General features: G+C 52.1%; 27 protein-coding genes. 19 read left to right on the plus strand and 8 right to left on the minus strand.

What is annotated here, in order from left to right; genetic code table 11:
- Positions 1-84: 84 nt before the first annotated feature.
- Positions 85-1,248 (minus strand): alcohol dehydrogenase, encoded by a 1,164-nt coding sequence (gene yqhD / locus ACLJPE_RS10305; protein ID WP_001058720.1) that lies wholly within the window; start codon positions 1,246-1,248, stop codon positions 85-87.
- A 192-nt stretch (positions 1,249-1,440) separates the two neighbouring features.
- Between yqhD and ACLJPE_RS10310 the strand changes: the two genes are divergently transcribed.
- Positions 1,441-2,340, plus strand: coding sequence for an AraC family transcriptional regulator (locus ACLJPE_RS10310; RefSeq protein ID WP_024133738.1), 900 nt, complete (start codon positions 1,441-1,443; stop codon positions 2,338-2,340).
- A 63-nt stretch (positions 2,341-2,403) separates the two neighbouring features.
- Here ACLJPE_RS10310 and yghB read toward each other — a convergent pair whose 3' ends face one another.
- Positions 2,404-3,063: a DedA family general envelope maintenance protein YghB gene (yghB, locus tag ACLJPE_RS10315; protein ID WP_000268441.1), complete on the minus strand. Its 660-nt coding sequence runs from the start codon at positions 3,061-3,063 to the stop codon at positions 2,404-2,406.
- Between the two features lie 139 nt (positions 3,064-3,202).
- The gene (metC, locus tag ACLJPE_RS10320) at positions 3,203-4,390 is read right to left on the minus strand and encodes a cystathionine beta-lyase (RefSeq protein WP_000130270.1); all 1,188 of its coding nucleotides are present in this window, start codon (positions 4,388-4,390) and stop codon (positions 3,203-3,205) included.
- Between the two features lie 251 nt (positions 4,391-4,641).
- Between metC and exbB the strand changes: the two genes are divergently transcribed.
- Both exbB and exbD read left to right on the plus strand, forming a co-directional pair.
- Complete coding sequence (gene exbB / locus ACLJPE_RS10325) at positions 4,642-5,376, plus strand: tol-pal system-associated acyl-CoA thioesterase (RefSeq protein WP_000527859.1); 735 nt, start codon at positions 4,642-4,644, stop codon at positions 5,374-5,376.
- Positions 5,377-5,382: 6 nt separating this feature from the next.
- Positions 5,383-5,808: a TonB system transport protein ExbD gene (gene exbD / locus ACLJPE_RS10330; RefSeq protein ID WP_001251476.1), complete on the plus strand. Its 426-nt coding sequence runs from the start codon at positions 5,383-5,385 to the stop codon at positions 5,806-5,808.
- A gap of 112 nt (positions 5,809-5,920) precedes the next feature.
- On the opposite strand, the gene ACLJPE_RS10335 is transcribed toward exbD, so the two are convergent.
- From ACLJPE_RS10335 to ACLJPE_RS10345, 3 genes are all read right to left on the minus strand, one after another.
- The gene (locus tag ACLJPE_RS10335) at positions 5,921-6,805 is read right to left on the minus strand and encodes an SDR family oxidoreductase (protein WP_000019032.1); all 885 of its coding nucleotides are present in this window, start codon (positions 6,803-6,805) and stop codon (positions 5,921-5,923) included.
- 123 nt (positions 6,806-6,928) lie between these two features.
- Positions 6,929-7,333 carry a hypothetical protein gene (locus ACLJPE_RS10340; protein WP_000665657.1) on the minus strand — a complete coding sequence of 135 codons (405 nt, stop codon included), beginning with the start codon at positions 7,331-7,333 and terminating at the stop codon, positions 6,929-6,931.
- A complete protein-coding gene (locus ACLJPE_RS10345) occupies positions 7,320-7,730 on the minus strand; it encodes a hypothetical protein (protein ID WP_000936443.1) in 411 nt (136 codons plus the stop codon). Before ACLJPE_RS10345 ends, ACLJPE_RS10340 begins: the two co-directional genes overlap by 14 nt.
- Positions 7,731-7,833: 103 nt before the next feature.
- Between ACLJPE_RS10345 and ACLJPE_RS10350 the strand changes: the two genes are divergently transcribed.
- The 14 genes from ACLJPE_RS10350 (at position 7,834) to ACLJPE_RS10415 (ending at position 19,812) form a co-directional block, all read left to right on the plus strand.
- Positions 7,834-8,337: an ESA_00282 family adhesion-associated protein gene (locus ACLJPE_RS10350; RefSeq protein WP_001084409.1), complete on the plus strand. Its 504-nt coding sequence runs from the start codon at positions 7,834-7,836 to the stop codon at positions 8,335-8,337.
- A gap of 70 nt (positions 8,338-8,407) precedes the next feature.
- On the plus strand, positions 8,408-8,902 hold the full coding sequence (locus ACLJPE_RS10355) for a TIGR00645 family protein (protein WP_000439335.1): 495 nt from the start codon (positions 8,408-8,410) through the stop codon (positions 8,900-8,902).
- A gap of 306 nt (positions 8,903-9,208) precedes the next feature.
- Positions 9,209-10,852, plus strand: coding sequence for a methyl-accepting chemotaxis protein (locus tag ACLJPE_RS10360; protein ID WP_001238434.1), 1,644 nt, complete (start codon positions 9,209-9,211; stop codon positions 10,850-10,852).
- 84 nt (positions 10,853-10,936) lie between these two features.
- Positions 10,937-11,224 (plus strand): DUF2623 family protein, encoded by a 288-nt coding sequence (locus tag ACLJPE_RS10365; RefSeq protein WP_001059141.1) that lies wholly within the window; start codon positions 10,937-10,939, stop codon positions 11,222-11,224.
- Positions 11,225-11,413: 189 nt separating this feature from the next.
- Positions 11,414-12,532 carry a hydrogenase 2 small subunit gene (gene hybO, locus ACLJPE_RS10370; protein ID WP_000145429.1) on the plus strand — a complete coding sequence of 373 codons (1,119 nt, stop codon included), beginning with the start codon at positions 11,414-11,416 and terminating at the stop codon, positions 12,530-12,532.
- Between the two features lie 2 nt (positions 12,533-12,534).
- Positions 12,535-13,521, plus strand: coding sequence for a hydrogenase 2 operon protein HybA (gene hybA, locus ACLJPE_RS10375; RefSeq protein ID WP_001081721.1), 987 nt, complete (start codon positions 12,535-12,537; stop codon positions 13,519-13,521).
- Positions 13,511-14,689: a Ni/Fe-hydrogenase cytochrome b subunit gene (gene hybB, locus ACLJPE_RS10380; protein ID WP_000017678.1), complete on the plus strand. Its 1,179-nt coding sequence runs from the start codon at positions 13,511-13,513 to the stop codon at positions 14,687-14,689. Before hybA ends, hybB begins: the two co-directional genes overlap by 11 nt.
- A complete protein-coding gene (gene hybC / locus ACLJPE_RS10385; protein ID WP_000083045.1) occupies positions 14,686-16,389 on the plus strand; it encodes a hydrogenase 2 large subunit in 1,704 nt (567 codons plus the stop codon). Before hybB ends, hybC begins: the two co-directional genes overlap by 4 nt.
- Entirely contained in the window at positions 16,389-16,883 is a 495-nt protein-coding gene (locus ACLJPE_RS10390) for a HyaD/HybD family hydrogenase maturation endopeptidase (protein ID WP_001221960.1), read from the plus strand. Before hybC ends, ACLJPE_RS10390 begins: the two co-directional genes overlap by 1 nt.
- Positions 16,876-17,364 (plus strand): hydrogenase-2 assembly chaperone, encoded by a 489-nt coding sequence (hybE, locus tag ACLJPE_RS10395; protein ID WP_000004951.1) that lies wholly within the window; start codon positions 16,876-16,878, stop codon positions 17,362-17,364. Before ACLJPE_RS10390 ends, hybE begins: the two co-directional genes overlap by 8 nt.
- Complete coding sequence (gene hypA, locus ACLJPE_RS10400) at positions 17,357-17,698, plus strand: hydrogenase maturation nickel metallochaperone HypA (RefSeq protein WP_000544945.1); 342 nt, start codon at positions 17,357-17,359, stop codon at positions 17,696-17,698. Before hybE ends, hypA begins: the two co-directional genes overlap by 8 nt.
- A 27-nt stretch (positions 17,699-17,725) precedes the next feature.
- The gene (gene hybG / locus ACLJPE_RS10405) at positions 17,726-17,974 is read left to right on the plus strand and encodes a hydrogenase maturation factor HybG (protein WP_000334890.1); all 249 of its coding nucleotides are present in this window, start codon (positions 17,726-17,728) and stop codon (positions 17,972-17,974) included.
- A 75-nt stretch (positions 17,975-18,049) separates the two neighbouring features.
- On the plus strand, positions 18,050-19,102 hold the full coding sequence (locus ACLJPE_RS10410) for an ABC transporter substrate-binding protein (protein ID WP_001032017.1): 1,053 nt from the start codon (positions 18,050-18,052) through the stop codon (positions 19,100-19,102).
- A complete protein-coding gene (locus ACLJPE_RS10415) occupies positions 19,102-19,812 on the plus strand; it encodes a molybdate ABC transporter substrate-binding protein (protein WP_001630769.1) in 711 nt (236 codons plus the stop codon). The genes ACLJPE_RS10410 and ACLJPE_RS10415 overlap by 1 nt, the downstream gene beginning before the upstream one ends.
- Positions 19,813-19,879: 67 nt before the next feature.
- Here ACLJPE_RS10415 and yghU read toward each other — a convergent pair whose 3' ends face one another.
- Entirely contained in the window at positions 19,880-20,746 is an 867-nt protein-coding gene (gene yghU, locus ACLJPE_RS10420) for a glutathione-dependent disulfide-bond oxidoreductase (RefSeq protein WP_000774852.1), read from the minus strand.
- A gap of 226 nt (positions 20,747-20,972) precedes the next feature.
- On the opposite strand from yghU, the gene gss reads away from it, so the two are divergent.
- Together gss and ACLJPE_RS10430 are read left to right on the plus strand one after the other, a co-directional pair.
- Positions 20,973-22,829, plus strand: a complete 1,857-nt coding sequence (gss, locus tag ACLJPE_RS10425) for a bifunctional glutathionylspermidine amidase/synthase (RefSeq protein WP_000033690.1) — start codon at positions 20,973-20,975, stop codon at positions 22,827-22,829.
- Between the two features lie 669 nt (positions 22,830-23,498).
- Positions 23,499-24,554, plus strand: a complete 1,056-nt coding sequence (locus tag ACLJPE_RS10430) for a methyl-accepting chemotaxis protein (protein WP_000475253.1) — start codon at positions 23,499-23,501, stop codon at positions 24,552-24,554.
- Positions 24,555-24,853: 299 nt separating this feature from the next.
- On the opposite strand, the gene uxaC is transcribed toward ACLJPE_RS10430, so the two are convergent.
- Positions 24,854-26,266, minus strand: coding sequence for a glucuronate isomerase (gene uxaC / locus ACLJPE_RS10435; protein WP_000190182.1), 1,413 nt, complete (start codon positions 26,264-26,266; stop codon positions 24,854-24,856).
- Positions 26,267-26,270 lie beyond the last annotated feature (4 nt).

Below are 26,270 nucleotides of genomic sequence, written 5' to 3' on the forward strand. Positions count from 1 at the left end.
GCTCGCCGGAGTCGGGTCCGGCGAGACTAAGTGACTTAAGTCTGGACGAAATGGCCAAAAACGAAAGTCAGAGGCGAAAAAACCTTAGCGCGCCGCTTCATAAATCCGACGGCTGACATCCAGCGTAATATCCTGATTTTCACCTAAATTTGTGCATCCATGCGCCTCAAGTTTAGCCAGTAGCGCCGGAATAGTGCTGCCATCCAGACCGTAATCGGACAAGTGGGTAGGCACGCCCATCTGTTCAAAGAAACGGCGGGTGGCGGCAATGGCGGCATCAATACGCTCGTCGTCGGAACCGTCGGTGATATTCCATACACGTTCAGCATATTGCAGGAGTTTTGCACGTTTAACGTCTCGTTTTTCGTTCCATAGCGCAGGCAGAATGATAGCCAGCGTCTGGGCATGATCGAGACCGTGCATCGCGGTAAGCTCATGGCCCAGCATATGCGTCGCCCAGTCCTGCGGAACACCAGCGCCAATCAGGCCATTCAACGCCTGAGTAGCGGCCCACATCACGTTAGCGCGGACGTCATAGTTTTCAGGCTCTTGCAGCGCTTTGGGACCTTCTTCGATCAGTGTGAGTAAAATGCCTTCGGCGAAACGATCCTGAATTTTGCCGTTAACCGGGTAAGTGACGTACTGCTCAACGGTATGGACGAAAGCATCCACGACGCCGTTCGCAACCTGGCGTGGCGGCAATGTATAGGTGTAGACCGGATCCAGTACGGCAAACACCGGTTGCACGAACGAGGAGTGGAAGGCCTGTTTGTCGCCAGTGGTTTTACGGGAAATGACTGCGCCGGCGTTCGATTCTGAGCCGGTTGCCGGTAGGGTCAGCACAGACCCCATCGGGATTGCGCTACGAATCTCAGTACCGCCGGTTTCCAGAATGTGCCACGGATCGACGCCGTCCGTATATTGCGCCGCTGCGGCGATAAATTTGGTGCCGTCCAGTACGGAACCGCCGCCAACGGCCAGCAGAAAGGTAATATTTTCGTCGCGCACAAGCTGCACGGCCTTCATCAGCGTTTCATAGGACGGGTTCGGTTCAATACCGCCAAACTCCCGAACATCCAGTCCTTTTAACGCTTCCTGAACTTGCGCCAGTACGCCGGTCTTTTTCACGCTACCGCCGCCATAGGTAATCAGCACGCGGGCGTCCTGCGGGATCTGATCGCGGAGATCGACGATAGCGCCTTTACCAAACAGAATGCGGGTAGGGGTATGTAATTTGAAATTGTTCATTGCTCATTCCCTTATGTGGGTAAAAAGAGGGCAGGCGGCTGTCTGCCTGATGGCCATCATTGTGGTCTTGTGAGGGATGTCTCTCAATGCACATTTCTGCCAATGTTTTGCCTATTTCTCCAGAATGCTGGAGAAAATCGCTAAAAATGCGCACAATCCAGCGGAGTGGATTTGATGAAAAAATGGCGCGTTATGAATCGTGAAGCAATTTGCTTACAGTTGGCTGATAAAATTAATCATTTAAAAAATAATGATAAAATAATCAGCGAGCAGCTGGCGGGCATTCGTCTGTTGTATGGTGTTGAACCGGGGCCGCGCACGCCGGTCATGTATCAGCCTGGCATCATATTTCTCTTTTCCGGTCATAAAATTGGCTATATTAACAAGCGCAAGTTTCGTTATGACGCTAATGAATATCTCTTACTGACCGTGCCGCTCCCTTTTGAATGCGAGACCTGGGCGACGCCCGAGGTACCGCTGGCCGGTATTCGGCTCGACATTGATGTGCTGCAACTGCAAGAGTTGCTCATGGACATTGGCGAAGATGAGCGTTTCCAGTTGCCGATGGCGGCCAGTGGGATTAACTCCGCCACGCTGTCGGACGAGATTTTATGCGCGGTGGAAAGATTGCTGGATGTGATGGAGCGCCCGCTGGATGCGCGGATTCTGGGAAAACAGATTATTCGCGAAATTCTTTATCATGTGCTGATGGGACCGCGCGGCGGGGCGCTGCTTGCACTGGTTAGTCGCCAGACGCACTTTAGCCTGATCAGTCGCGTACTTAAACAGATCGAAATGAAATACACCGAGAACCTGAATGTTGAGCAACTGGCGGCAGAAGCGAACATGAGCGTGTCGGCGTTTCACCATAATTTTAAGGCGGTCACCAGCACCTCGCCGTTGCAGTATTTAAAAAGCTACCGACTGCATAAAGCGCGGATGATGATGATTCACGACGGTATGAAGGCCAGCGCCGCGGCGATGCGGGTCGGCTATGAGAGCGCATCGCAGTTTAGCCGGGAGTTTAAACGTTATTTTGGCGTTACGCCGGGCGAAGATGCGGCAAGAATGCGGACAATGCAAGGGAGCTAAGTGGGGCATCCCGCCACGGGGCAACGAAGCGTAACCGGGCCATCCTGGCCGATTATGGATACGTCAGGCGTTACAGTATTTCTTTTTAATCACCACGACCAGCGTACCTAACAGCCCGGCGACCAGTAGCGCGACGGGAAGGATCATTAAAAATGTCATTACCTGGTCTTCATGGCGCTTAACAAACGGGATCATACTGAGCGCGTAGCCGAAGCTGGTCACGACAGTCACCCACAGCAGGCCGCTTAACCAGTTAAAAAACTGAAACCGGCGGTTGGACAGGCCGGAAATACCCGCCATTGTTGGCAGCAGAGTGCGGACAAACGCCAGAAAGCGCCCGGCAAGCAACGCTAACAAACCGTGACGGTCAAACATGCAGGTGGCGCGCTGATGATATTTTGCCGGAAGCTGCGCCAGCCAGCCTTTGACGGTACGCGTATTACCGAGCCAGCGTCCCTGGATATAACTTAGCCAGCAGCCGAGACTGGCCGCGGCGGTGAGAATGCCAATCGTCGGCAAAAAATGCATCACATCCTGGGCGATCAACGCGCCTGCCAGTAGTAGCAGACTATCGCCGGGTAAGAATGACGCTGGCAGCAGACCGTTTTCTAAAAATAGCGTGGCGAACATGACAAAGTAGACGACGCTAACAACGTGTGGATTCGCCAGCGCGGCAAAATCATGTTGCCAGAGCGCAGCGATAATATCTTGAATGACAGCCATGAACTTTCCTGTGGAACAGCATTTACGCTTTTATCTGCCTATTGTACTCCTGAATCGTCCGGGATGCCTTGATCCCGGACGCAACAAACGCAGACTTTTCCACGGAAATTGTCTGCATATATGTCCATCCCCGGCAACTTTACACAATTCTGGCGAAGCCGGCGGCTAAATCAGCGATCAAATCATCAACACTCTCTAAACCAATATGCACCCGAACCAGCGTACCGGTAAAATCTACGCCGCCTGCGGGACGAATCGCGGCGATCTGTTCCGGCTGATTAGCAATAATCAGCGATTCGTAGCCTCCCCAGGAGTAGGCCATACTGAACAGCGAAAAGTTATCCAGATAGGCTGATAATTCTGCCTCGGTCAGCTTTTTATTGAGCACAAAGGAGAACAGACCGCTGCTGCCTGTAAAGTCTCGTTTCCAGAACGCATGACCTTTGCTACCCGGCAGGGCCGGATGATTAACGCGCGCGACCTGAGGATGGTTCGCCAGCCATGCGGCGATTTTGAGGCTGCTTTCTTGATGCTGGCGCAGTCGGACGCCGAGCGTGCGCAAACCGCGGCTGGTCATATAAGCCGTGTCGGCGTCGAGCATTTGCCCCATCAGATAGGCGTTTTCCCGCAATTGTTCCCAGCAACGCGCATTTGCAACGGCAGTACCGACCATCGCATCAGAATGACCAATCAGATACTTAGTGCCCGCCTGGATAGAGATATCAATATCGAACTCCAGAGCTTTGAACAGAACGCCAGCCGCCCAGGTATTATCAATCATGATGACGGCTTCTGGCGCGACGCGTCTGACCGCACTGACAATGGTCGGAATATCATGTACCTCCATGGTAATAGAACCGGGGGATTCCAGAAATACGACTTTCGTGTTCGGCTGAATATGTTGCGTGATATCAGCGCCGATGAGCGGGTCGAACCAGCTTGTCGTCACGCCCAGTTTGCCGAGAATTTTGCTGCAGAAATCCTGGCTGGGTTCATAGGCTGTGTTGGTCATCAGGATGTGGTCGCCCTGCTCAACGAATGCCAGAATGGTGTTGGCGACCGCCGCCGCGCCGCACGGGAAGAGCGCGCATCCGGCGCCGCCTTCCAGTTCACACATGGCTTCCTGGAGCGAAAAGTGGGTCAGCGTTCCCCGGCGTCCGTAAAATAATTCGCCGTTGGCGCGATTGCGGGTAGCGTGTTTTTTGGCCTCGACGGTGTCAAACACCAGTGAAGAAGCGCGTTGAATCACACTATTCACTGAGCCAAGCGTGTATTTTTTGCTGCGTCCTGCGTTTACCAGTTTGGTATCCAACTGTTTATCCGTCATGTTGCGTTTCCTGATTTTAACCGTCTGGATGTCTAAACTAGCATGAATATAACCATCTGCACCCTGGCGACGTGTGATACAGATGAAAATTTTGCCAAAATAAAAACAGGTGGCTTTTTTAATGCGTAAGCGCAAAGAAAAAGCAGTAAAGGTGCGGCAGTATGTAAATAGTAATGAGAACGACTATCAATTCGACGCCGTTTTGATATTATTATGCTCAGATTTTGTGATTTGCGTCCTGGAGATACAGAGTGGGTAATAATTTGATGCAGACGGATCTCTCCGTCTGGGGTATGTATCAGCACGCCGATATTGTCGTGAAGTGCGTGATGATTGGTCTGATTCTGGCGTCAGTCGTCACCTGGGCTATCTTCTTCAGTAAAAGTGTTGAATTTTTCACTCAAAAGCGCCGCTTAAAGCGTGAACAACTGCAATTAGCCGATGCGCGCTCTTTAGATCAGGCTTCCGACATTGCGGCAGGTTTCAGTGCAAAAAGTCTCAGCGCACAGCTCATCAATGAAGCGCAGAATGAACTGGAACTCTCTCAGGGCAGCGAAGATAACGAAGGGATTAAAGAACGTACCGGCTTCCGTCTGGAACGTCGCGTCGCAGCAGTTGGCCGCTACATGGGACGAGGCAACGGTTATCTGGCGACGATCGGCGCCATTTCCCCCTTCGTCGGGTTGTTTGGCACCGTATGGGGCATTATGAATAGCTTCATCGGTATTGCGCAAACGCAGACCACCAACCTGGCGGTGGTCGCTCCTGGTATTGCGGAAGCGCTGCTGGCGACGGCGATTGGGCTGGTGGCCGCGATCCCGGCGGTTGTCATTTACAACATCTTCGCACGTCAGATAGGCAGTTACAAAGCGACGCTGGGCGACGTGGCGGCGCAGGTATTGCTGCTGCAAAGCCGCGATCTCGATCTGAATGCGAGCGCCAGTGCGCAGCCGGTACGCGCCGCGCAGAAATTACGGGTAGGGTAATGCGTCATGGCAATGCGTCTTAACGAGAACCTGGATGACAACGGCGAAATGCATGAAATCAACGTGACGCCGTTTATCGATGTCATGTTGGTTCTGCTGATTATCTTTATGGTGGCTGCGCCGCTGGCGACGGTGGACGTCAAGGTAAATCTGCCCGCTTCTACCAGTACGCCACAGCCGCGCCCGGAAAAACCGGTTTATCTGTCGGTGAAAGCGGATAACACCATGTTTATCGGTAACGATCCGGTGACGGATGATACGATGATTGCCGAGCTAACGGCCCTGACGGAAGGGAAAAAGGATACTACGATTTTCTTCCGCGCGGATAAAACCGTAGAGTATGAAACCCTGATGAAAGTGATGGATATGCTGCATCAGGCGGGCTATCTCAAGATTGGTCTGGTCGGCGAAGAGACCGCGAAAGCGAAATAAGTATTCTGCTGACGCTGTAGGCCGGGTAAGGCGAAGTCGCCACCCGGCTTTTTTATTGCCTAAGATGGCGCCTTGCTTAACAGAAGTGCGCCATCTTAATCGACTTCATGCGTTAGCCTAAATGCTCCCCGCCGCACACGCCGTGCACTTCTGCGGTAACGTAACTGGATTCCTGGCTTGCCAGATAGACATACACCGGCGCCAGCTCTGCCGGTTGGCCGGCCCGCTTCATTGGCGTCTGCTGACCAAACTGCGGAATTTTATCCTGGGTTTGACCGCCGGAAATTTGCAGCGCTGTCCAGATAGGGCCAGGCGCGACAATATTCACACGAATTCCTTTTTCCGCCACCTGTTTCGCCAGGCCACGGCTGTAATTGAGGATTGCCGCCTTGGTTGCCGCATAATCCAGCAGGTGCGGACTGGGCTGATACGCCTGGATAGACGACGTCGTGATAATACTGGCGCCTTTTGGCAGCAGCGGAATTGCTTCCTGGGTTATCCAGAACAGGGCAAAAACGTTAACGGCGAAGGTTTGCTGAAATTGCTCGCTGGTCAGATCTTTTATCTCCGGGATTGCCGTCTGTTTACCGGCCACCAGCGCCAGAATGTCCAGCCCGCCCAGCGCTTCACGCGCCTTATGGACCAGCGAACGGGCGAAAGATTCGTCGCTAAGATCGCCTGGCAATAACACCGCTTTACGGCCGCACTCCTCAATCAGCGCTTTAACCTGCTGGGCGTCCTCTTCTTCCGCTGGCAGATAGTTGATCGCGACATCTGCGCCTTCACGCGCGTAAGCGATAGCGGCAGCGCGCCCAATCCCGGAGTCGCCCCCTGTCACCAGCGCCTTACGATCTTTAAGGCGACCACTGCCGACATAACTTTTTTCACCACAGTCAGGAACAGGCGTCATTTTCGCCTGGACGCCGGGCGCCGGCTGTTTTTGCTTAGGATACTCGCCGGTGTAATACTGCGTGGTAGGGTCGTATAGATGAGACATTGAGCTTCTCCCTTCAGGTTGAACACCCTTTAAGCGTAGACACTTTTACTACCGTAAGAGGGAGAATCAGAACGATCCTTATGCTTCGCCCGTATTCACAACAGAGTTAACTAGCCATGAAGGTTATTTTTCTTGCCGTGCGACGGTGGTGACGTTGCGCGTCCGGTAGTCGCCATCGGAAAGCTTACGCGTCAGACGTAAGGTTGCCGTCTCGCGAGCCAGCAGATGCTGCCAGTCACTTTCAAGACGAGACATAATTTTGTCTCGTAATTCAGGATGCTGCTCGATAATGGCATTGATGGTCGCGCCATAAATCTCCTCTTTGACCTGTAACGCATACATCTCCCGTCGGTTTTGCCACTTCAGGCGTACTAACGCCGCCGGTATGGATACCACCTCCTGCGTTACCTTTTCCAGGGTGGCATTTTTACTGGCGATTAGCGCTGCAAGATTTTGCTTTAAGATAAATTCATCACTTTTATGGTTGTCTAAAGCCAAATAAACGTTATTGTCTTCAACTTCTTTCATCTTTATCTTCCAGTGAATAAAATAGCGGCATATTGGTTTCGCGAGTGATTAAATTAAGCCAAATGGCATTGCCTTTTTCATTTATCATTGCGGTTTTATCCGCCAGTATTTTACTTAGCATTTGGGCATCAATATCGCCTTCTGCCTGTAGTGCGTTTATCAGGCGGGCAAACGTTTCAATTTTAGCCACACAATACAGACGTTCTTTAATATGACGGTCGCGTTCTTCAAATAATACGTTTCTGTGTTGCCCGGCAGCGTTAGCGCTAATTAAAATATCGGGCTCGTAATCGCTGAGTTTTGTCTTTCCCTTAGGCAAATTTTTACTGTTTTCTGTGGCTTCAGGGGGCGGCGATGACAGGCGAAAATGAGAGGAAACCAGATGCTCAGGAAGCATGACTAAATATCCTTTACGATCAGTGGTATACTATTTTTAATAGTGTAGGTTTCGTTGACAATAACATGGTGTAATTTTAAAATCAAAAAAAATGGAGCCTGCTATGAACAGTATTTTTTATTCTGTTATTATATTGCTATTACTGACCGGCGCGATACTCTTCCTGATGTGGGAGGTTAATAAAAAACGTCCTGGTGGAAAAATCGTAAATTTAAATCAAACTGAACCCATGACAAAGGAAGAGGGCGAAGATCATTTCTCAGTATTAATGAATTCGATAACGCCGGTATGGTACTGGCGCGTTAACCATGAATATATCGATTTCCTTCATGCAACGATAAAACGAATGACAATGACTGAGTTGAATGAAACGCCTGGATTATTTGACGCACAGCGTCGTTGCAGCGACCTTAACTCTGCCGTTTATAAGTATTACGACAATATTAAGAAGCGTTGTCTGAACGGAGAAAAGGTGCCGTATTCGGATTTGGACGTCCTGAATTTACGTCAGTGTTTTCGGGAGTTCAGTCTTGAGGCCTACCCGGCATTGGTCGCGCTGGTATGGCCGGAATATCAGCGTCCACAGGTTAAACCGGATGAGATTTAACTGGCATGTTGATCTGATGTTGCATGGTTGAGATATACTGTTGCTGATTTTAGTTACCTGACAGGTCCCTATGGAACGCTTTCTTGAAAATGTAATGTATGCGTCTCGCTGGCTGCTCGCGCCAGTGTATTTTGGCCTCTCTTTGGCGCTGATCGCTTTAGCGCTAAAATTTTTCCAGGAAATTCTACACGTTCTGCCGAACGTTTTTGCCCTGGCGGAGGCCGATCTGATCCTGGTGCTGTTATCGCTGGTTGATATGACGCTGGTTGGCGGATTGCTGGTAATGGTCATGTTCTCCGGGTATGAGAATTTTGTCTCTCAGCTGGATATCTCTGCGGGCAAGGAGAAGCTGAACTGGCTGGGGAAAATGGATGCGACTTCGCTAAAAAATAAGGTGGCGGCATCGATAGTCGCTATCTCTTCCATTCACCTGTTACGCGTGTTTATGGACGCGAAAAACGTCCCGGATAACAAATTAATGTGGTATGTCATCATTCATCTGACCTTTGTCCTGTCGGCATTCGTGATGGGCTATCTGGACAGATTGACGCGGCATAACCATTGAGCCGCCGTCAACGGCGGGGCAGCCGGGCAAAGGACGCTGAGCCCGGCTGTAAAACAGCGCTTCTTTAGCGGTAGATAACCGTCTCCCTGCAGTCTTACGCAATATTTTTACTACATCTATTCATTTACTCAGTAATAAGACTGAAAGATTTTCTCTGCGTTCACAGATATATAACATCTACGGGTACGTGAACGGCGATAACTGTAAAAAAATGGAGAATGCATTATATATTCTCCGCGCCTTGCCGATAACGAGAGTGCGTCATCATCTGATGACTAATCTCTTATATTCAGCAAGGAAATTCATATGCGTTTGCTGCAAAACTTTACTATTCGTATGGTCATGCTGACGATACTGGGACTTTTTTGTCTACTCTGGTCGGGGGTGGGGTTATACAGCGTCCATGCTTTATCCGAAGTTTCGGAAGGAAATGATATTGACCGGCATCTTGTGCGGCAAATGACGGTGCTAAGCCAGGGTAACGATCAATATTTCCGCTTTGTTACCCGCCTTAGCCGCGCGATGGATGTAAAAATCGGCGGCGGCACGCCCGATTTTGCGCCCGCCCGGCAGTCGCTCGAGAATATGCGTCAGAAGCTGGAGGAGATGAAAGCGCTATCGCCAGGGCCGATGAACCCTGATATCTCAAGGGAGGTGTTGTCCAACTGGCAGGCCTTGCTGGAGAAAGGCGTCGTTCCTCAAATGCAACTGGCGCAGCAAGGATCGCTGACCGCCTGGAGCGAACATGCCAGTACGGTCACGCCCGCACTCAGTCGCGCGTTCGGCGCCAGCGCGGAACGGTTTAGTCATGAAGCTGGCGCCATGCTGGATAACACACGTGTGATGGTCGATGGTAAAACCTATACCATCCGCATCCTGCTTATCACGGCGGTGATTCTGGGCATTGCTATCCTGATTTTTACCGATCGCTATCTGGTTGCAATGATGGTGAAACCGCTGGAGCGCATCCGTCAGCAGTTTCAGCGTATCGCGCAAGGCGATCTTAGCCAGCCGATTGAAGCGTTGGGGCGTAACTGCGTAGGCCGGTTGGTGCCGCTACTGCGCGCGATGCAGGACAGTTTACGCGAAGCCGTGAGTACGATCCGCGCCGGAAGCGACAATATCTGGCGCGGCGCGACGGAAATTTCTACCGGTAATAACGATCTCTCTTCCCGAACGGAAGAACAGGCCGCCGCGCTGGAAGAAACTGCCGCCAGCATGGAACAGCTTACCGCAACGGTGAAAATGAACGCCGAACACGCCCGCCAGGCGAGTCAGCTTGCGGATGCCGCCTCGCTAACGGCAGGAAAAGGCGGTGAACTGGTTTCCGATGTGGTAGAAACAATGAACGGTATTTCCGCCAGTTCGCAGCAGATCGCCGAAATTACTACCGTGATTAATAGTATTGCTTTCCAGACCAATATTCTGGCCTTGAACGCAGCGGTAGAAGCGGCCAGAGCGGGCGAGCAGGGACGCGGCTTCGCGGTGGTCGCCGGTGAGGTACGTAACCTGGCTAGCCGCAGCGCGGGGGCGGCGAAAGAAATTGAAGCCTTAATTGGCGAATCGGTACGTCGCGTAGCGCAGGGCGCGCAGTTGGTCCAGGAGACCGGCGCGACGATGGACGCCATCCTGCGCGGCGTCACGGAAGTGACGACGATTATGAAACAGATCGCGTCCGCCTCCGAAGAGCAGAGTAAAGGTATCTCTCAGGTTGGCGTGGCGATCACGCAAATGGATAGCGTTACGCAACAAAACGCCGCGCTGGTTGAGCAGGTTTCCGCGGCGGCGGCGGCGCTGGAACGGCAGACGGAGGATTTGCAACGCTCCGTACAGCAGTTCCGGCTTTCCGCTAGTGAGCCGCAACAACGCGTAACGGCGAAAGCGGCGCCTGGCGTTCAGAGAATGGCGTCGGCTCCTGCACAGTCTACTGATGAATGGGTTTCCTTCTGATGTGAAGCAAAAAAGCGCGTAATGCGCTGGCCTTCATTTAACCAGTCGCTATATAATTTATTATATAGCGACTAAGGAGGTCAGATGAATAATCATTTTGGGAAAGGGTTAATGGCCGGGTTGAACGCGCCATATGCATATAGCGCGCATCATGCGGTGAATTTCTGTTCTGAGTATAAACGTGGCTTTGTATTGGGTTTTACACACCGTATGTTCGAAAAGACCGGCGATCGTCAACTTAGCGCGTGGGAGGCCGGAATTCTGACGCGTCGCTATGGTCTGGATAAAGAAATGGTGATGGATTTCTTTAAAGAGAATCATTCCGGGATGGCGGTTCGCTTCTTTATGGCCGGTTATCGACTCGAAGGTTGATCCAACAGGGGTATTATCTTGCTTTAATTAATTACACTATCGCCTCTTCCCTTCGTTTTACTGTTCCGTCGAAGTATTATGGCGCACATAACCATAAAAAAAGTGTGGTAAATGGCGTACCGATCGCAATAACTTCTTCGCGAACAGTGCAAAATAAAAGCCAGGTCTTCGTAACGGAATAACTATAAAATGACTGGAGATAATACTCTCATCACTTCTCACGGCATTAACCGTCGTGATTTCATGAAGCTTTGTGCAGCACTGGCCGCTACTATGGGGCTCAGTAGCAAAGCCGCCGCAGAAATGGCAGAATCGGTATCCAATCCACAGCGTCCGCCCGTTATCTGGATTGGCGCTCAGGAGTGTACCGGTTGTACCGAATCACTGCTTCGTGCTACACACCCAACCGTTGAAAACCTCGTTCTGGAGACCATCTCTCTGGAATACCACGAGGTACTTTCCGCCGCATTCGGTCACCAGGTCGAAGAAAACAAACATAACGCTCTGGAGAAGTATAAAGGGCAATATGTTCTGGTGGTGGATGGTTCTATCCCACTAAAAGATAACGGTATCTACTGCATGGTTGCCGGCGAGCCGATCGTGGATCACATCCGCAAAGCCGCTGACGGCGCAGCCGCGATTATCGCTATCGGTTCCTGCTCGGCATGGGGCGGCGTTGCTGCGGCTGGCGTAAACCCAACCGGCGCTGTCAGTCTGCAGGAAGTCTTACCGGGCAAAACGGTTATCAATATTCCAGGTTGTCCGCCAAACCCGCATAACTTCCTGGCGACCGTCGCGCATATCATCACTTACGGCACGCCGCCGAAGCTGGATGCGAAAAATCGTCCAACCTTTGCCTATGGCCGTCTGATTCATGAGCATTGCGAACGTCGTCCACACTTCGACGCAGGCCGTTTTGCCAAAGAATTTGGCGACGAAGGCCACCGTCAGGGCTGGTGTCTCTACCATCTTGGCTGTAAAGGGCCGGAAACCTGGGGCAACTGTTCTACGCTACAGTTCTGCGACGTTGGCGGCGTCTGGCCAGTGGCGATCGGTCATCCTTGCTATGGCTGTAATGAAGAAGGTATCGGCTTCCATAAGGGTATTCACCAGCTTGCTCATGTCGAAAACCAAACTCCGCGTTCAGAGAAACCTGACGTCAATATGAAAGAAGGCGGCAATATCTCTGCGGGCGCTGTCGGTCTGCTTGGCGGCGTAGTCGGTCTGGTTGCCGGCGTCAGCGTGATGGCGGTACGTGAACTGGGGCGTCAGCAAAAGAAAGATAACGCTGACTCACGGGGAGAATAACCGTGAACAGACGTGACTTTATTAAAGCAGCCTCCGGTGGAGCATTGCTGTTGGGCGCCGCGCCGTCTGTCAGCCATGCGGCTGCAGAAAACCGTCCGCCGATTCCAGGTTCGCTGGGCATGCTGTATGACTCCACTCTGTGCGTGGGCTGTCAGGCCTGCGTCACAAAGTGTCAGGATATCAACTTCCCGGCGCGTAACCCGGAAGGGGAGCAGACCTGGTCGAACAACGACAAACTGTCGCCGTATACCAATAACATTATCCAGGTATGGCGTAGCGGCACGGGCGTGAACAAAGATCAGGAAGAGAACGGCTATGCCTACATCAAGAAACAGTGTATGCACTGCGTCGATCCTAACTGCGTTTCCGTTTGTCCGGTGTCGGCGCTGAAAAAAGATCCGAAAACCGGCATCGTCCACTATGACAAAGATGTCTGCACCGGCTGCCGTTACTGTATGGTCGCCTGTCCGTACAACGTACCTAAGTACGACTACAACAACCCGTTTGGCGCGCTTCACAAGTGTGAGTTGTGTAACCAGAAAGGCGTTGAGCGTCTGGATAAAGGCGGTTTGCCTGGGTGCGTGGAAGTTTGTCCGGCAGGGGCCGTCATTTTCGGTACTCGTGAAGAGCTGATGGCGGAAGCGAAAAAACGTCTGGCCCTCAAACCAGGCAGTGAATATCACTATCCGCGCCAGACGTTGAAAACGGACGACACCTATCTGCATACGGTGCCTAAATACTACCCACACCTCTACGGTGAAAAAGAGGGCGGTGGTACTCAGGTGCTGGTGCTGACAGGCGTTCCTTATGAAGATCTGGATCTGCCGAAGCTGGATGACCTTTCAACCGGAGCGCGCTCCGAGCATGTTCAACACACGCTTTATAAAGGCATGATACTACCCCTGGCTGCGCTGGCGGGCTTAACCGTGCTGGTTCGTCGTAATAGCAAAAACGACCATCACGATGGAGGAGACGATCATGAGTCATGATCCAAAACCGCTGGGCGGAAAAATCATCAGTAAACCGGTCATTATTTTTGGACCGTTAATCGTCCTGTGTATGCTCCTTATCGTGAAGCGTCTGGTCTTCGGGTTGGGCTCCGTTTCCGACCTGAACGGCGGTTTCCCGTGGGGCGTCTGGATTGCCTTTGACCTGTTGATCGGCACCGGCTTTGCCTGCGGCGGTTGGGCGTTGGCATGGGCGGTGTATGTCTTTAACCGTGGGCAATACCATCCGTTGGTGCGCCCGGCGTTGCTGGCAAGCTTGTTTGGTTACTCGCTGGGCGGCCTGTCGATCACTATCGACGTCGGTCGTTACTGGAACCTGCCGTACTTCTACATTCCAGGTCACTTCAACGTGAACTCGGTACTGTTTGAGACGGCGGTCTGTATGACCATCTACATCGGCGTGATGGCGCTGGAGTTTGCGCCTGCCCTGTTTGAACGTCTGGGCTGGAAAGTGTCGCTCAAGCGTCTGAATAAGGTGATGTTCTTTATTATCGCGCTGGGCGCGCTGCTGCCGACGATGCACCAGTCCTCAATGGGGTCATTGATGATCTCGGCGGGCTATAAAGTACATCCGCTATGGCAAAGCTATGAAATGCTGCCGCTGTTCTCGGTTCTGACCGCGTTTATCATGGGCTTCTCCATTGTCATATTTGAGGGTTCGCTGGTTCAGGCAGGCCTGAAAGGAAACGGTCCGGATGAGAAAAATTTGTTTGTTAAGCTGACGAATACCATCAGCGTGCTGCTGGCGATTTTCGTCGTCCTGCGCTTTGGCGAACTGATTTATCGCGACAAGCTGTCCTATGCGTTTGCCGGCGATTTTTACTCCGCTATGTTCTGGATTGAAGTCGTCCTGATGGTCTTCCCGTTAGTGGTGCTGCGTGTGGCGAAACTGCGTAATGACTCTCGTATGCTGTACCTGTCGGCGCTGAGCGCGCTGTTGGGCTGCGCGACGTGGCGTCTGACCTATTCGCTGGTGGCATTCAACCCGGGTGGCGGCTACCACTACTTCCCAACCTGGGAAGAATTGTTGATTTCTATTGGTTTTGTGGCCATTGAGATTTGTGCATACATCGTACTCATTCGTCTACTGCCGATACTTCCTCCTTTAAAACAAAACGATCATAATCGTCATGAGGCGAGCAAAGCATGAGCCAGAGAATTACTATTGATCCGGTAACCCGTATTGAGGGTCATTTACGCATTGACTGCGAAATTGAGAACGGCGTCGTATCCAAAGCATGGGCGTCCGGCACCATGTGGCGCGGTATGGAAGAGATCGTGAAGAACCGCGATCCGCGCGATGCGTGGATGATTGTGCAACGTATTTGCGGCGTTTGTACGACAACTCACGCGATCTCCTCCGTTCGTGCGGCGGAAAGCGCGCTGAATATTGATGTTCCCGTCAACGCGCAGTATATCCGTAATATTATTCTGGCGGCGCATACCACCCATGACCACATTGTCCATTTCTACCAGCTCTCTGCGCTGGACTGGGTGGACATTACCTCTGCGCTGAAAGCCGATCCGGAAAAAGCCTCCGCGATGCTGGATGGCGTGTCGAGCTGGCACCTGAACAGCGCGCAAGAGTTCACGAAAGTTCAGAACAAGATCAAGGATCTTGTCGCCAGCGGTCAGCTAGGTATTTTCGCCAATGGCTACTGGGGGCACCCGGCAATGCAGTTACCGCCGGAGGTCAACCTGATTGCGGTCGCCCACTATCTGCAGGCGCTGGAATGTCAGCGTGACGCTAACCGCGTGGTGGCGTTGCTGGGCGGTAAATCGCCGCATATCCAGAACCTGGCGGTCGGTGGGGTGGCGAACCCGATCAATCTCGACAGCATCGGTACGTTGAACCTTGAACGCCTGATGTACATCAAATCGTTTATCGATAAGCTGAGCGATTTTGTCGAGCAGGTGTATAAAGTGGATACCGCAGTCATCGCGGCCTACTATCCGGAATGGCTGGAGCGCGGCAAAGGCGCGGTGAACTACCTGAGCGCGCCGGAATTCCCGACCGACGGTAAAAACGGCAGTTTCCTGTTCCCGGGCGGTTACATTACCAATGCCGATCTGTCGACATACCGTCCGATCACCTCTCACTCCGACGAGTTCCTGATTAAAGGTATTCAGGAGAGCGCGAAGCACGCCTGGTATAAAGATGAAGCGCCGCAGGCACCGTGGGAAGGCACCACGATTCCGGCTTACGACGGTTGGTCGGATGACGGTAAATACTCATGGGTCAAGTCGCCGACATTCTACGGCAAAACCGTCGAAGTCGGGCCGCTGGCGAACATGCTGTGTAAACTGGCTGCAGGTCGTGAATCCACCCAGACCAAGCTCAATGAAATCATTGCGCTTTATCAGAAGCTGACCGGCAAAACGCTGGAAATGGCGCAACTTCACTCTACGCTGGGTCGTATCATCGGGCGTACCGTTCACTGTTGTGAACTGCAAAACGTATTGCAGGATCAATACAACGCGCTGATTGTAAATATCGGCAAAGGCGATTACACCACGTTTGTGAAGCCGAACATTCCGGCGACGGGCGAGTTCAAAGGCGTGGGCTTCCTGGAGGCGCCGCGCGGTATGCTGTCTCACTGGATGGTGATTAAAGACGGTATTATCAGTAACTATCAGGCAGTGGTGCCATCGACCTGGAACTCAGGTCCGCGTAACTTCAACGATGACGTGGGGCCGTACGAACAGTCGCTGGTCGGTACGCCGATCGCCGATCCGGCGAAGCCGCTGGAAGTGGTACGTACCATCCACTCCTTCGACCCTTGCATGGCGTGCGCGGTACACGTGGTGGACGCCGATGGCAATGAAGTGGTCTCGGTGAAGGTTTTGTAATGCGGATATTAGTCTTAGGGGTCGGCAATATTTTGCTGACCGATGAAGCCATCGGGGTGCGTATTGTTGAAGCGTTAGAGCAACGATACACCCTGCCGGATTTCGTTGAGATTCTGGATGGCGGTACGGCGGGAATGGAACTTCTTGGCGATATGGCGAATCGGGATCATTTGATCATTGCCGACGCCATCGTGTCGAAAAAGAACGCGCCGGGAACCATTATGGTACTGCGCGACGATGAAGTTCCGGCGTTGTTCACCAACAAAATCTCCCCCCATCAGCTTGGACTGGCCGACGTATTGTCGGCCCTCCGCTTTACCGGCGAGTTTCCGAAGAAACTGACCCTGGTCGGCGTTATTCCACAGTCGCTGGAACCGCACATCGGCTTAACGCCAACCGTCGAGGCGATGATTGAACCTGCGCTTGAGCAGGTTCTTGCTGCGCTGCGTGAATCCGGCGTCGAAGCAATTCCTAAGGAGACGGCGCATGTCTGAAACGTTTTCCGGATTCGACACGGCGCCCGTCGCCCGGGTTCAGGCGGCATTTGAAGAGATAGCCCATCGTTCGATGCACGATCTTTCGTTTCTGCATCCGACTATGCCTGTGCATGTCTCTGATTTTACGTTGTTTGAAGGACAATGGACGGGCACGGTAATTACGCCGTGGATGTTAAGCGCATTAATCTTCCCTGGCCCGGACCAGATCTGGCCCGGGCGTACCGTCGGTGAAAAACTCGGTCTGCAACTGCCTTATGGCACGATGACCTTTACCGTTGGCGAACTGGAAGGCGTTTCGCAATATCTTGCCTGCTCGTTGATGTCGCCGCTTTCCCGTAGCCTGTCGCCGGAAGAGGGCGTCCGGCTGGCGGATGACTGCGCGCGGATGCTGTTATCCCTGCCGGTAAGCAATCCTGATGCGCCGCAGACAAGCCGGCGCGCGTTGCTGTTTGGCCGTCGGAGCTGTGAGAATGCATGAGCTGTCTCTTTGCCAAAGCGCCGTTGAAATTATTCAGCAGCAGGCAGAACAGCACGGCGTGGCGCGCGTCACCGGCGTATGGCTGGAGATAGGCGCGCTTTCGTGCGTTGAAGAGCGCGCGGTTCGTTTCAGCTTTGACATCGCCTGCCAGGGGACTTTAGCGCAAGGGTGCGAATTGCACATCGACTACAGACCGGCCCAGGCCTGGTGCTGGGATTGCAGTCAGGTGGTGGAAATTCTCAGGCATGACGCGCAATGTCCGCATTGTCATGGCGATCGCCTGCGGGTGGATACCGGCGATTCGTTGAAAGTAAAAAGTATTGAGGTCGAATAACCCGCATTTTATTTCAGGTGGTTAATTATGTGTATTGGCGTCCCCGGTCAGGTGCTGGCCGTCGGAGATGATATTCACCAGCTTGCGCAGGTGGAAGTGTGTGGCATCAAACGTGATGTCAATATTGCTCTGATTTGTGAAGGTAAGCCAGCCGAGCTAATAGGGCAATGGGTATTGGTACACGTTGGCTTTGCGATGAGCATCATTGACGAAGACGAAGCGAAAGCCACGTTAGATGCGCTGCGCCGCATGGAGTACGACATCACCAGCGCGTGATCCCTTAATCACCTCTGTTATATCGCTCTATAATCGTTGTATAATTATTTATATATCGATTATGGGGCGAAACCTATGAATAAATTTTTGCGCCAGCTCTCTCTGCTGGCGTTGCTTTTTTGCTGGCCGTTAATGTCACAGGCGGCACGTACTTTTACCGATCAACTTGGCCGCCAGGTCACGGTTCCCGACACCGTCGACAGAGTGGTGGTGCTCCAGCATCAAACGCTCAATCTCCTTGTACAGATGAATGCCACTGACAAAATCGTTGGGGTCATGGCGAACTGGAAACAGCAATTAGGCGACGGCTATGCGCGTCTGGCACCGGAACTGGCGCAAAAAGCCTCGCTGGGCGATCTAACGCACGTTGATCCTGAAAAACTGGTGGCGCTGCGCCCGCAGGTGGTGTTTGTCACGAATTACGCTCCACAGGAGATGATCGACAAGATCAGCCGTCTTGGCATTCCGGTGGTGGCGATTTCGCTGCGCCATGATGTTGCTGGCGAGCAGGCTAAAATGAACCCGACCCTGGCCGATGAAGAGCAGGCTTACAACCGCGGGCTGCGTGAAGGAATAACGCTGATTGGCGATATCGTCAATAAACCGCAGGAGGCGAAAGCGCTGATTGAGGCGATGGATAAAGGTCGCAAAATGGTCAGCGACCGTTTGCAGTCGGTTCCTGAAAATGAGCGGGTTCGCGCCTATATGGCGAATCCGGAGCTAACCACCTACGGTTCCGGTAAATATACCGGTCTGATGATGGCCCATGCGGGGGCGCTGAATGTAGCGGCATCCTCGGTGAAAGGCTTTAAGCAGGTGACAATGGAGCAGGTGATCGCCTGGGATCCACAGGTGATCTTTGTCCAGAATCGCTATCCAAAGGTCGTCAATGAGATCCTGCACAATCCCCAGTGGCAGGTCATTGACGCGGTGAAGCATCATCGGGTTTACCTGATGCCGGATTATGCCAAAGCCTGGGGATATCCGATGCCGGAGGCGGTGGGAATCGGCGAACTGTGGATGGCGAAAAAACTCTATCCGGAAAAATTCCACGATATTGACATGCAAAAGGCCGCTAACGACTGGTATCAACGTTTTTACCGTACTGACTATCAGGGCGTACAGTGATGCGAATACTGGCTGCGGGGAGCTTGCGTGTCGTCTGGCCGCAGCTAATGGCGGCGTTTCAGGCGGATGCGGTATGTGATTTCGGTCCGGCGGGGTTGTTACGTGAACGCATCGAAGCGGGCGAAGCGTGCGACTTTTTTGCTTCGGCGAACCTGGCGCATCCGCAGGCGCTGCTGGAAAGCGGGCGGGCGCTGCGGGTCGCGCCTTTTACGACGAACCGTTTGTGTCTGAGCGTGCGGGCACAGGCGATGCGTGAAGGCGAGGACTGGCTGTCGCTGTTAACCCGGCGGGATCTGCGGATCGGCACCTCAACAGCAGGTTGCGATCCTTCCGGCGATTATACGCAGCAACTTTTTTCGCGGATGGGCAAGGAGGGCGAAGCGGTCCGAAAACGCGCGGTAGCGCTGGTTGGCGGCAGGCAGACTTTGCCGTTACCGGCGGGTCGGCTGGCGGCGGAATGGCTCATCAATCATGATTACACCGATATCTTTATTGGCTATGCCAGCTATGCTCCCAGGCTACGGCTGGTTAATTCGCTGCGAGTGGTTGATATCCCGGAACCTTATAATCCCGTGGCTGAATATGGCTTTGCCTGCCTGAGCGAGCAGGGAAAAACGCTTGCCGACTTTTTACTATCAGCACGGGCGAGGTTGATTCTCATGCAACATGGGTTTAGTGAAGTGCCGAATATGACACACTCGCAGAACTGATAAGCGAAGCGTCAGCAGGGAATACCATGCCGGATGACGACATTACTACCCCATCCGGCATTATGGTTTAACTTTGACGTTTATCTTCGGTATGGTTTTCGAAGTCGCTGGCGTCATGGCGTTCGTGAAGCTGTTCGTTCAATGGGCCGTTGGTCCGGTTGACAATGCGCCCCCGCTTTACCGCCGGACGTTCGGCTACCTGTTTCGCCCAGCGTTGTACGTTTTGATAACTTCCGGCATCCAGAAACTCCGCTGCATCATAGACATTCCCCAGCACCACGTTACCGAACCACGGCCAGATGGCCATATCGGCAATAGTGTACTCTTCTCCCGCGACATACGGGTGGTGAGCTAACTGCTTATCCAGCACGTCCAGCAGACGCTTGGCTTCCATGGTGAAGCGATTAATGGCGTACTCAATTTTTACCGGCGCATAATGATAGAAATGACCGAAACCGCCGCCGAGGAACGGTGCCGCGCCCTGTAGCCAGAACAACCAGTTAAGGGTTTCTGTGCGCTTAGCCAGATCCTGCGGCAGGAAATGGCCAAACTTATCCGCCAGATAAACAAGAATTGCGCCCGACTCAAAAACCCGAATCGGCGGGTTGTGTGAGTTATCGCGCAGCGCCGGGATTTTTGAGTTCGGATTGATGTCAACAAAGCCGCTGGAGAACTGATCGCCCTCGCCGATGCGAATCAACCAGGCGTCATATTCGGCGCCAGTCACGCCCAGCGCCAGGAGTTCTTCCAGCATAATGGTCACTTTCTGGCCGTTAGGCGTCCCCAGCGAATAGAGCTGTAACGGATGTTTGCCGACGGGCAGCGTTTTGTCGTGCGTCGGGCCGGAAACCGGGCGATTAATGTTAGCGAACGCGCCGCCGCCGGATTTATCCCACGTCCAGACTTTTGCGGGTTGATAAGTATTATCTGCCATATTGACCTGCCTTCACTGTGGTGGTGTTGAAGCAGTGTAGCAGCTTGCTAACCGGACATTTAACCGATTGGGACATTCCGGCGAGTGAAATTTTAACCTTCTGGCCTCAGTGTGCCTTATTGAGGTGTATGATTATGTCGACCTCTGTCCGGTTAGTGTCACAGAGCAGACAATCAGAGCGAAATCACGCCAGGCTGCTCAGGCGGTCTTGTTTTGAGGTAAGTGCATGAGCAAAGGAACCACCAGTCAGGATGCCCCCTTCGGGACATTATTGGGTTACGCCCCCGGCGGCGTAGCGATCTACTCTTCAGATTACAATTCCCTCGATCCGTGGGACGACGACGACGCAGCTTTTCGTAGCTACATCGACGATGAATACATGGGGCATAAATGGCAGTGCGTGGAATTTGCCCGCCGTTTTCTCTTTCTGAATTATGGCGTTGTTTTTACTGACGTCGGCATGGCCTGGGAAATCTTCTCGCTGCGTTTTCTGCGCGAGGTCGTGAATGACAATATTTTGCCTTTGCAGGCCTTCCCGAACGGTTCGCCGCGCGCGCCGGAGGCCGGGGCGCTGCTCATCTGGCAAAAGGGCGGCGAGTTTAACGAAACCGGGCACGTCGCGATTATCACCCAACTCCTGGATAACAAAATTCGTATTGCTGAGCAAAACGTTATCCACACGCCATTGCCGCCAGGGCAGCAGTGGACTCGCGAACTGGAAATGGTCGTAGAAAACGGGTGTTACACCCTGCGCGACACCTTTGATGACACGACGATTTTAGGCTGGATGATCCAGACCGACGACACGCAATACAGTTTGTCACAGCCTGACATCGCGAATCAGTCGCTGGCGATTCGCGGCGCAAGACTGCCAGAGAAAGGTCAGTTTGACGGTCAGTGGTTGGATGAGCGCGATCCGTTACAAAAAGCCTATGTACAGGCGAACGGACACGTTATCAATCAGGACCCGTACCAGTATTTTACCATCACCGAGAGCGCTGAACAGGAGCTTATCAAAGCGACCAATGAGTTGCATTTGATGTACCTGCACGCCACGGACAAAGTTTTAAAAGACGATAATCTGCTGGCGCTATTCGATATCCCCAAAATTCTTTGGCCGCGCCTGCGTCTCTCCTGGCAGCGCCGTCGTCACCATATGATCACCGGTCGTATGGATTTCTGCATGGATGAACGCGGGCTGAAAGTCTATGAATACAATGCCGATTCCGCATCATGCCATACCGAAGCGGGATTAATTCTCGAAAAATGGGCTGAGCAGGGCTATACCGGTAAAGGGCATAACCCGGCAGAGGGCTTAATTAACGAGCTGGCAGGCGCCTGGAAACACAGTAAAGCGCGTCCTTTCGTCCATATCATGCAGGATGATGATATCGAGGAGGACTATCACGCGCAGTTTATGCAGCAGGCGCTGCATCAGGCCGGCTTCGCGAGCAAAATTCTCCGCGGGCTGGGCGAGTTGCGCTGGGATGACGCCGGGCAGTTGATTGATGGCGACGGACGGCTGGTGAATTGTGTCTGGAAAACCTGGGCGTGGGAAACGGCGATGGAGCAGATACGCGAAGTCAGCGAGACGGAGTACGCCGCAGTGCCTATTCGTACCGGGCACCCGGAAAATGAAGTCCGGCTGATTGATGTATTACTGCGCCCGGAAGTGTTGGTGTTTGAACCGCTGTGGACGGTGATCCCGGGTAACAAAGCGATCCTGCCCATCCTGTGGTCGCTCTTCCCACATCATCGCTATTTGCTCGACACGGATTTTACCGTTAACGATGAGCTGGTGCAGACCGGCTATGCGGTAAAACCGATTGCCGGACGTTGCGGTAGTAATATTGATTTGGTGAGCCATCAGGAAGAGCTCCTGGATAAAACCAGCGGCAAGTTCGCCACGCAGAAAAATATCTATCAGCAGTTGTGGTGCCTGCCGAAGGTCGCCGGGAAGTATATTCAGGTCTGTACGTTTACCGTGGGCGGTAACTACGGCGGTACGTGCCTGCGCGGCGATGATTCATTAGTCATTAAAAAAGAGAGCGATATTGAACCGTTAATTGTCATCAAAGCGTAACGGGGTCATTCTCGTCGGGATATCGGCGTGGGTGCCGATATCCCGCCTGTTGTGTTTACCAGCGAACGGCTGTCAGCCTGCCATTTACTGGTAACATATGAGAAATAATATCACAAATTATTCTTAACTTTTCTGACGCAGGCGGTGACGCTCGCCGCGTTGGCGCATCCGTTTCCTGATTTTCGTCTAATCGGTACTTTTTGCGGCTGGTTACGCCGCCCCTATCCCTTTGGATTTAGGTCATGCCTGTTTGGCGGGTAAACGGACAGCATAATATATTGACGAGTTTAAATGATATTGTTAGTCATATAAAAAGTTTACGTTAGGTTATTTTTCTATCGCAAAAGTTTGCGTTTAAACCCTGTCTGCAATCTTCGGGCCGAGATATAGATACACCTAAGTAAATGCAGTTAATTATTATTCAGCTATTGTTGTCAGCCTTGTAAATAATATTTCCGTATAAAGCGAAGCGACTTCCATTATGACTATTAATAGTATTGTTGAATAGTTTACTTTGTAATTATTTAAGTTTGGTGGACGTTTTGTCTTATTCTGGTGAACGTATGGCTATGGCAGATGACAGCCGATTTTTCATTATGTTAGCATGAGTTGATAATACTTTATCCAGGCATAGATCAGGATGTCCACATATAATAAGGAGAATGGTATATGTTTAAAAAAGTATTAGGCTTGCGCCACTGGAATAATAATGTTGTAAAAATACCGCCGCCAGCAGAATCTGGCGCTAATGCGTCTGACGTGGTGGTGGATACTCCTGAGCCTTATGAGCGGATATTGTGTCAAAAAATTCTGATGGGGATCTCGACGATCGATATCATTCGTAATGCCATCATTAAGTCCTGTGAGCAGCTCAACATTGAAAAAGAACGCATTAATGAACTTAACGAACAGAATGATAAAGCCAGAAGTTCATTAAAATCGCTCGTGGAATTTATCACCGAAATTGGCACGACTTCATCGGATATTGGCTGTCGTATGGGCGACTTAAATACCTCCTTAACGCAAATTAATGCGTGTATTAAAGAGATACAGAAGATCGCTAACCAGACCAATTTGATAGCGATTAACTCCGCGATCGAGGCCGCGCGCGTAGGGGATGCCGGGCGTGGTTTTAGCGTTATTTCGAAAGAGGTGAAAAACCTGTCCGAAGATGTTAAACACAGTTCGAAAAGCGTCAGTACGTTAACCTCTGTAATCAAAGATAATACGGCCAGAGTGAGTGAGGTGCTGGATAACCAACAGCCGGTTATTGATAATATTACGACTAACATAAATCAAATTGTGGAGTCTATTGGCATCGTCATCGATAAATCGCTGAGCATGAAATCGGTCATGCAGTACATCTCTACGGTGCAGTTTTTGAATATTGTCAAAGTTGACCATGTTATCTGGAAAATGGAAGTCTACAAATTACTCTTAAATAAAGACATAAACAGTAAAATAACGATGCACGATCAGTGTCGGCTGGGGAAATGGTACTATGGTTTCGAAGGGCAGCAGTTTAGCAATTACTACAGTTTCCGTAGTCTGGAAGCGCCGCATAAAGAGGTGCATACCGCTGGTCACTCTGCGCTGAACTATTTTGCCGCAGGCGATATGAATGCGATGTCGCAAGAACTTGACAGAATGGAGCGATCCAGTAATGAGGTGGTTAACCAGCTGGAAATGCTGGCTGTCGATTTGTTAAAAGAAACCACACTGTGAAGTCATGAGTTATTACCGTATAACCAACAGGAGCCATCATCAACAGGACTGATGTATCGCACTTTCTGCACTGGAGTTATTCCGGACAGAGAAAAGAAGCATGACGCAGAAGATGGCTGTGTTTGTTCACCCGAATCACTTACCTTAGTAAGTGATTCGGGATTAATCAGCAACCTCTTTGCTTTTTATCGGCGGCCAGACTTTGGCTGGAAAAGTGCGTTACTGCTAAATTTCTCACTCTCTTACCGCCTTCCTGCCCCTCGGAATACCTGAAACCTGTGCTCACAGATTAATAGCGATTATTTAATCGTGAAATAACGTTGGGCATTATTGAAGCAGATATCCTGAACCATACGGCTTAGCATCGCTTCATCATCAGGAATCTCTCCGTCCTGCGCCCACTGTCCCAGCAGGTTACAGAGAATACGACGGAAATATTCATGTCGCGTATAAGAAAGGAAACTGCGGGAGTCGGTCAGCATCCCGACAAACTGACTTAACAGTCCCATTTGCGACAGTTGCTCCAGTTGGCGCAGCATCCCGTCTTTCTGATCGTTAAACCACCAGCCGGAACCAAACTGCACTTTTCCGGCAATTCCCGGCCCCTGGAAGTTACCGATCATGGTCGCCAGGACTTCGTTATCACGTGGGTTCAGGCAATAGAGGATAGTCTTGGGCAGTTCATTGGTCACATCCATACTGTCGAGCAAACGGGAGAGCGCCCAGCTAATGTTATTATCGCCAATGGAGTCAAAGCCGGTATCCGGCCCCAGCAGGCGGAACATACGGGTATTATTATTACGGATCGCGCCAATATGTAGCTGCATCACCCAGCCGCGCGCGGCGTACTGACGGCCCAGCCAGACCAGCACCGCCGTGGTAAACTGGGCGATCTCAAGTTCGCTCAACGTTTCGCCAGCCAGACGTTTGCCCAGAATGGCGTCAAGCTGCGCGTCGTCGGGCACCGGCGCAAATCGCAGCGTTTCAATGCCATGATCGGACGCGCGACAGCCGCAGGCGGCGAAATGGTCGAGACGGCGAGTGAGCGCCTGACGTAAATCGTCGAAACGGGTAATGCTGACATCTGCCGCCGCTTCCAGTTTCCTCAGGTAATCGACAAAGCCGTCCAGTTCGATTTTGAAAACTTTGTCGGGGCGCCAGCTTGGCGCGACTTCAATATCAATGCTGTCGTCGGCGGCTATCTGGCGGTGATATTCCAGAGAATCTATCGGGTCGTCGGTGGTTCCGACCATCCGCACATTCATCTGCTGCATAATACCGCGCGCGGAAAAGGCCGGCGTCGCCAGTTTCTCATTACACTGCGTCCAGATACTTTCCGCGGTATCCGGTCCGAACAGCGTACCTGTAATGCCAAATGGACGGCGTAGTTCAAGGTGCGTCCAGTGATACAGCGGATTGCCCAGCGTTTTTGGTACGGTATTGGCCCAGGCCATATATTTTTCATAATCGCTGGTCTCTTTGCCGGTGATCAGCGACTCATCCACGCCTGCGCTTCGTAGCGCTCGCCATTTATAGTGGTCGCCTTCCAGCCAGATCTGACCGAGGTTATCGAAACGGCGATCGTCGGCGATTTCCTGCGGACTTAAATGGCAGTGGAAGTCATAAATCGGCATGGGCGCGGCGTATTTATGGTACAGCGTGCGGGCAATGTCGTTTTTAAGTAGAAAATCTTCAGTCATAAACGTAGCCATGATT

Origin of the sequence: Salmonella sp. SAL04196 (genome assembly GCF_046550835.1) — a bacterium.
Taxonomy (GTDB): Bacteria; Pseudomonadota; Gammaproteobacteria; order Enterobacterales; family Enterobacteriaceae; genus Salmonella; species Salmonella enterica.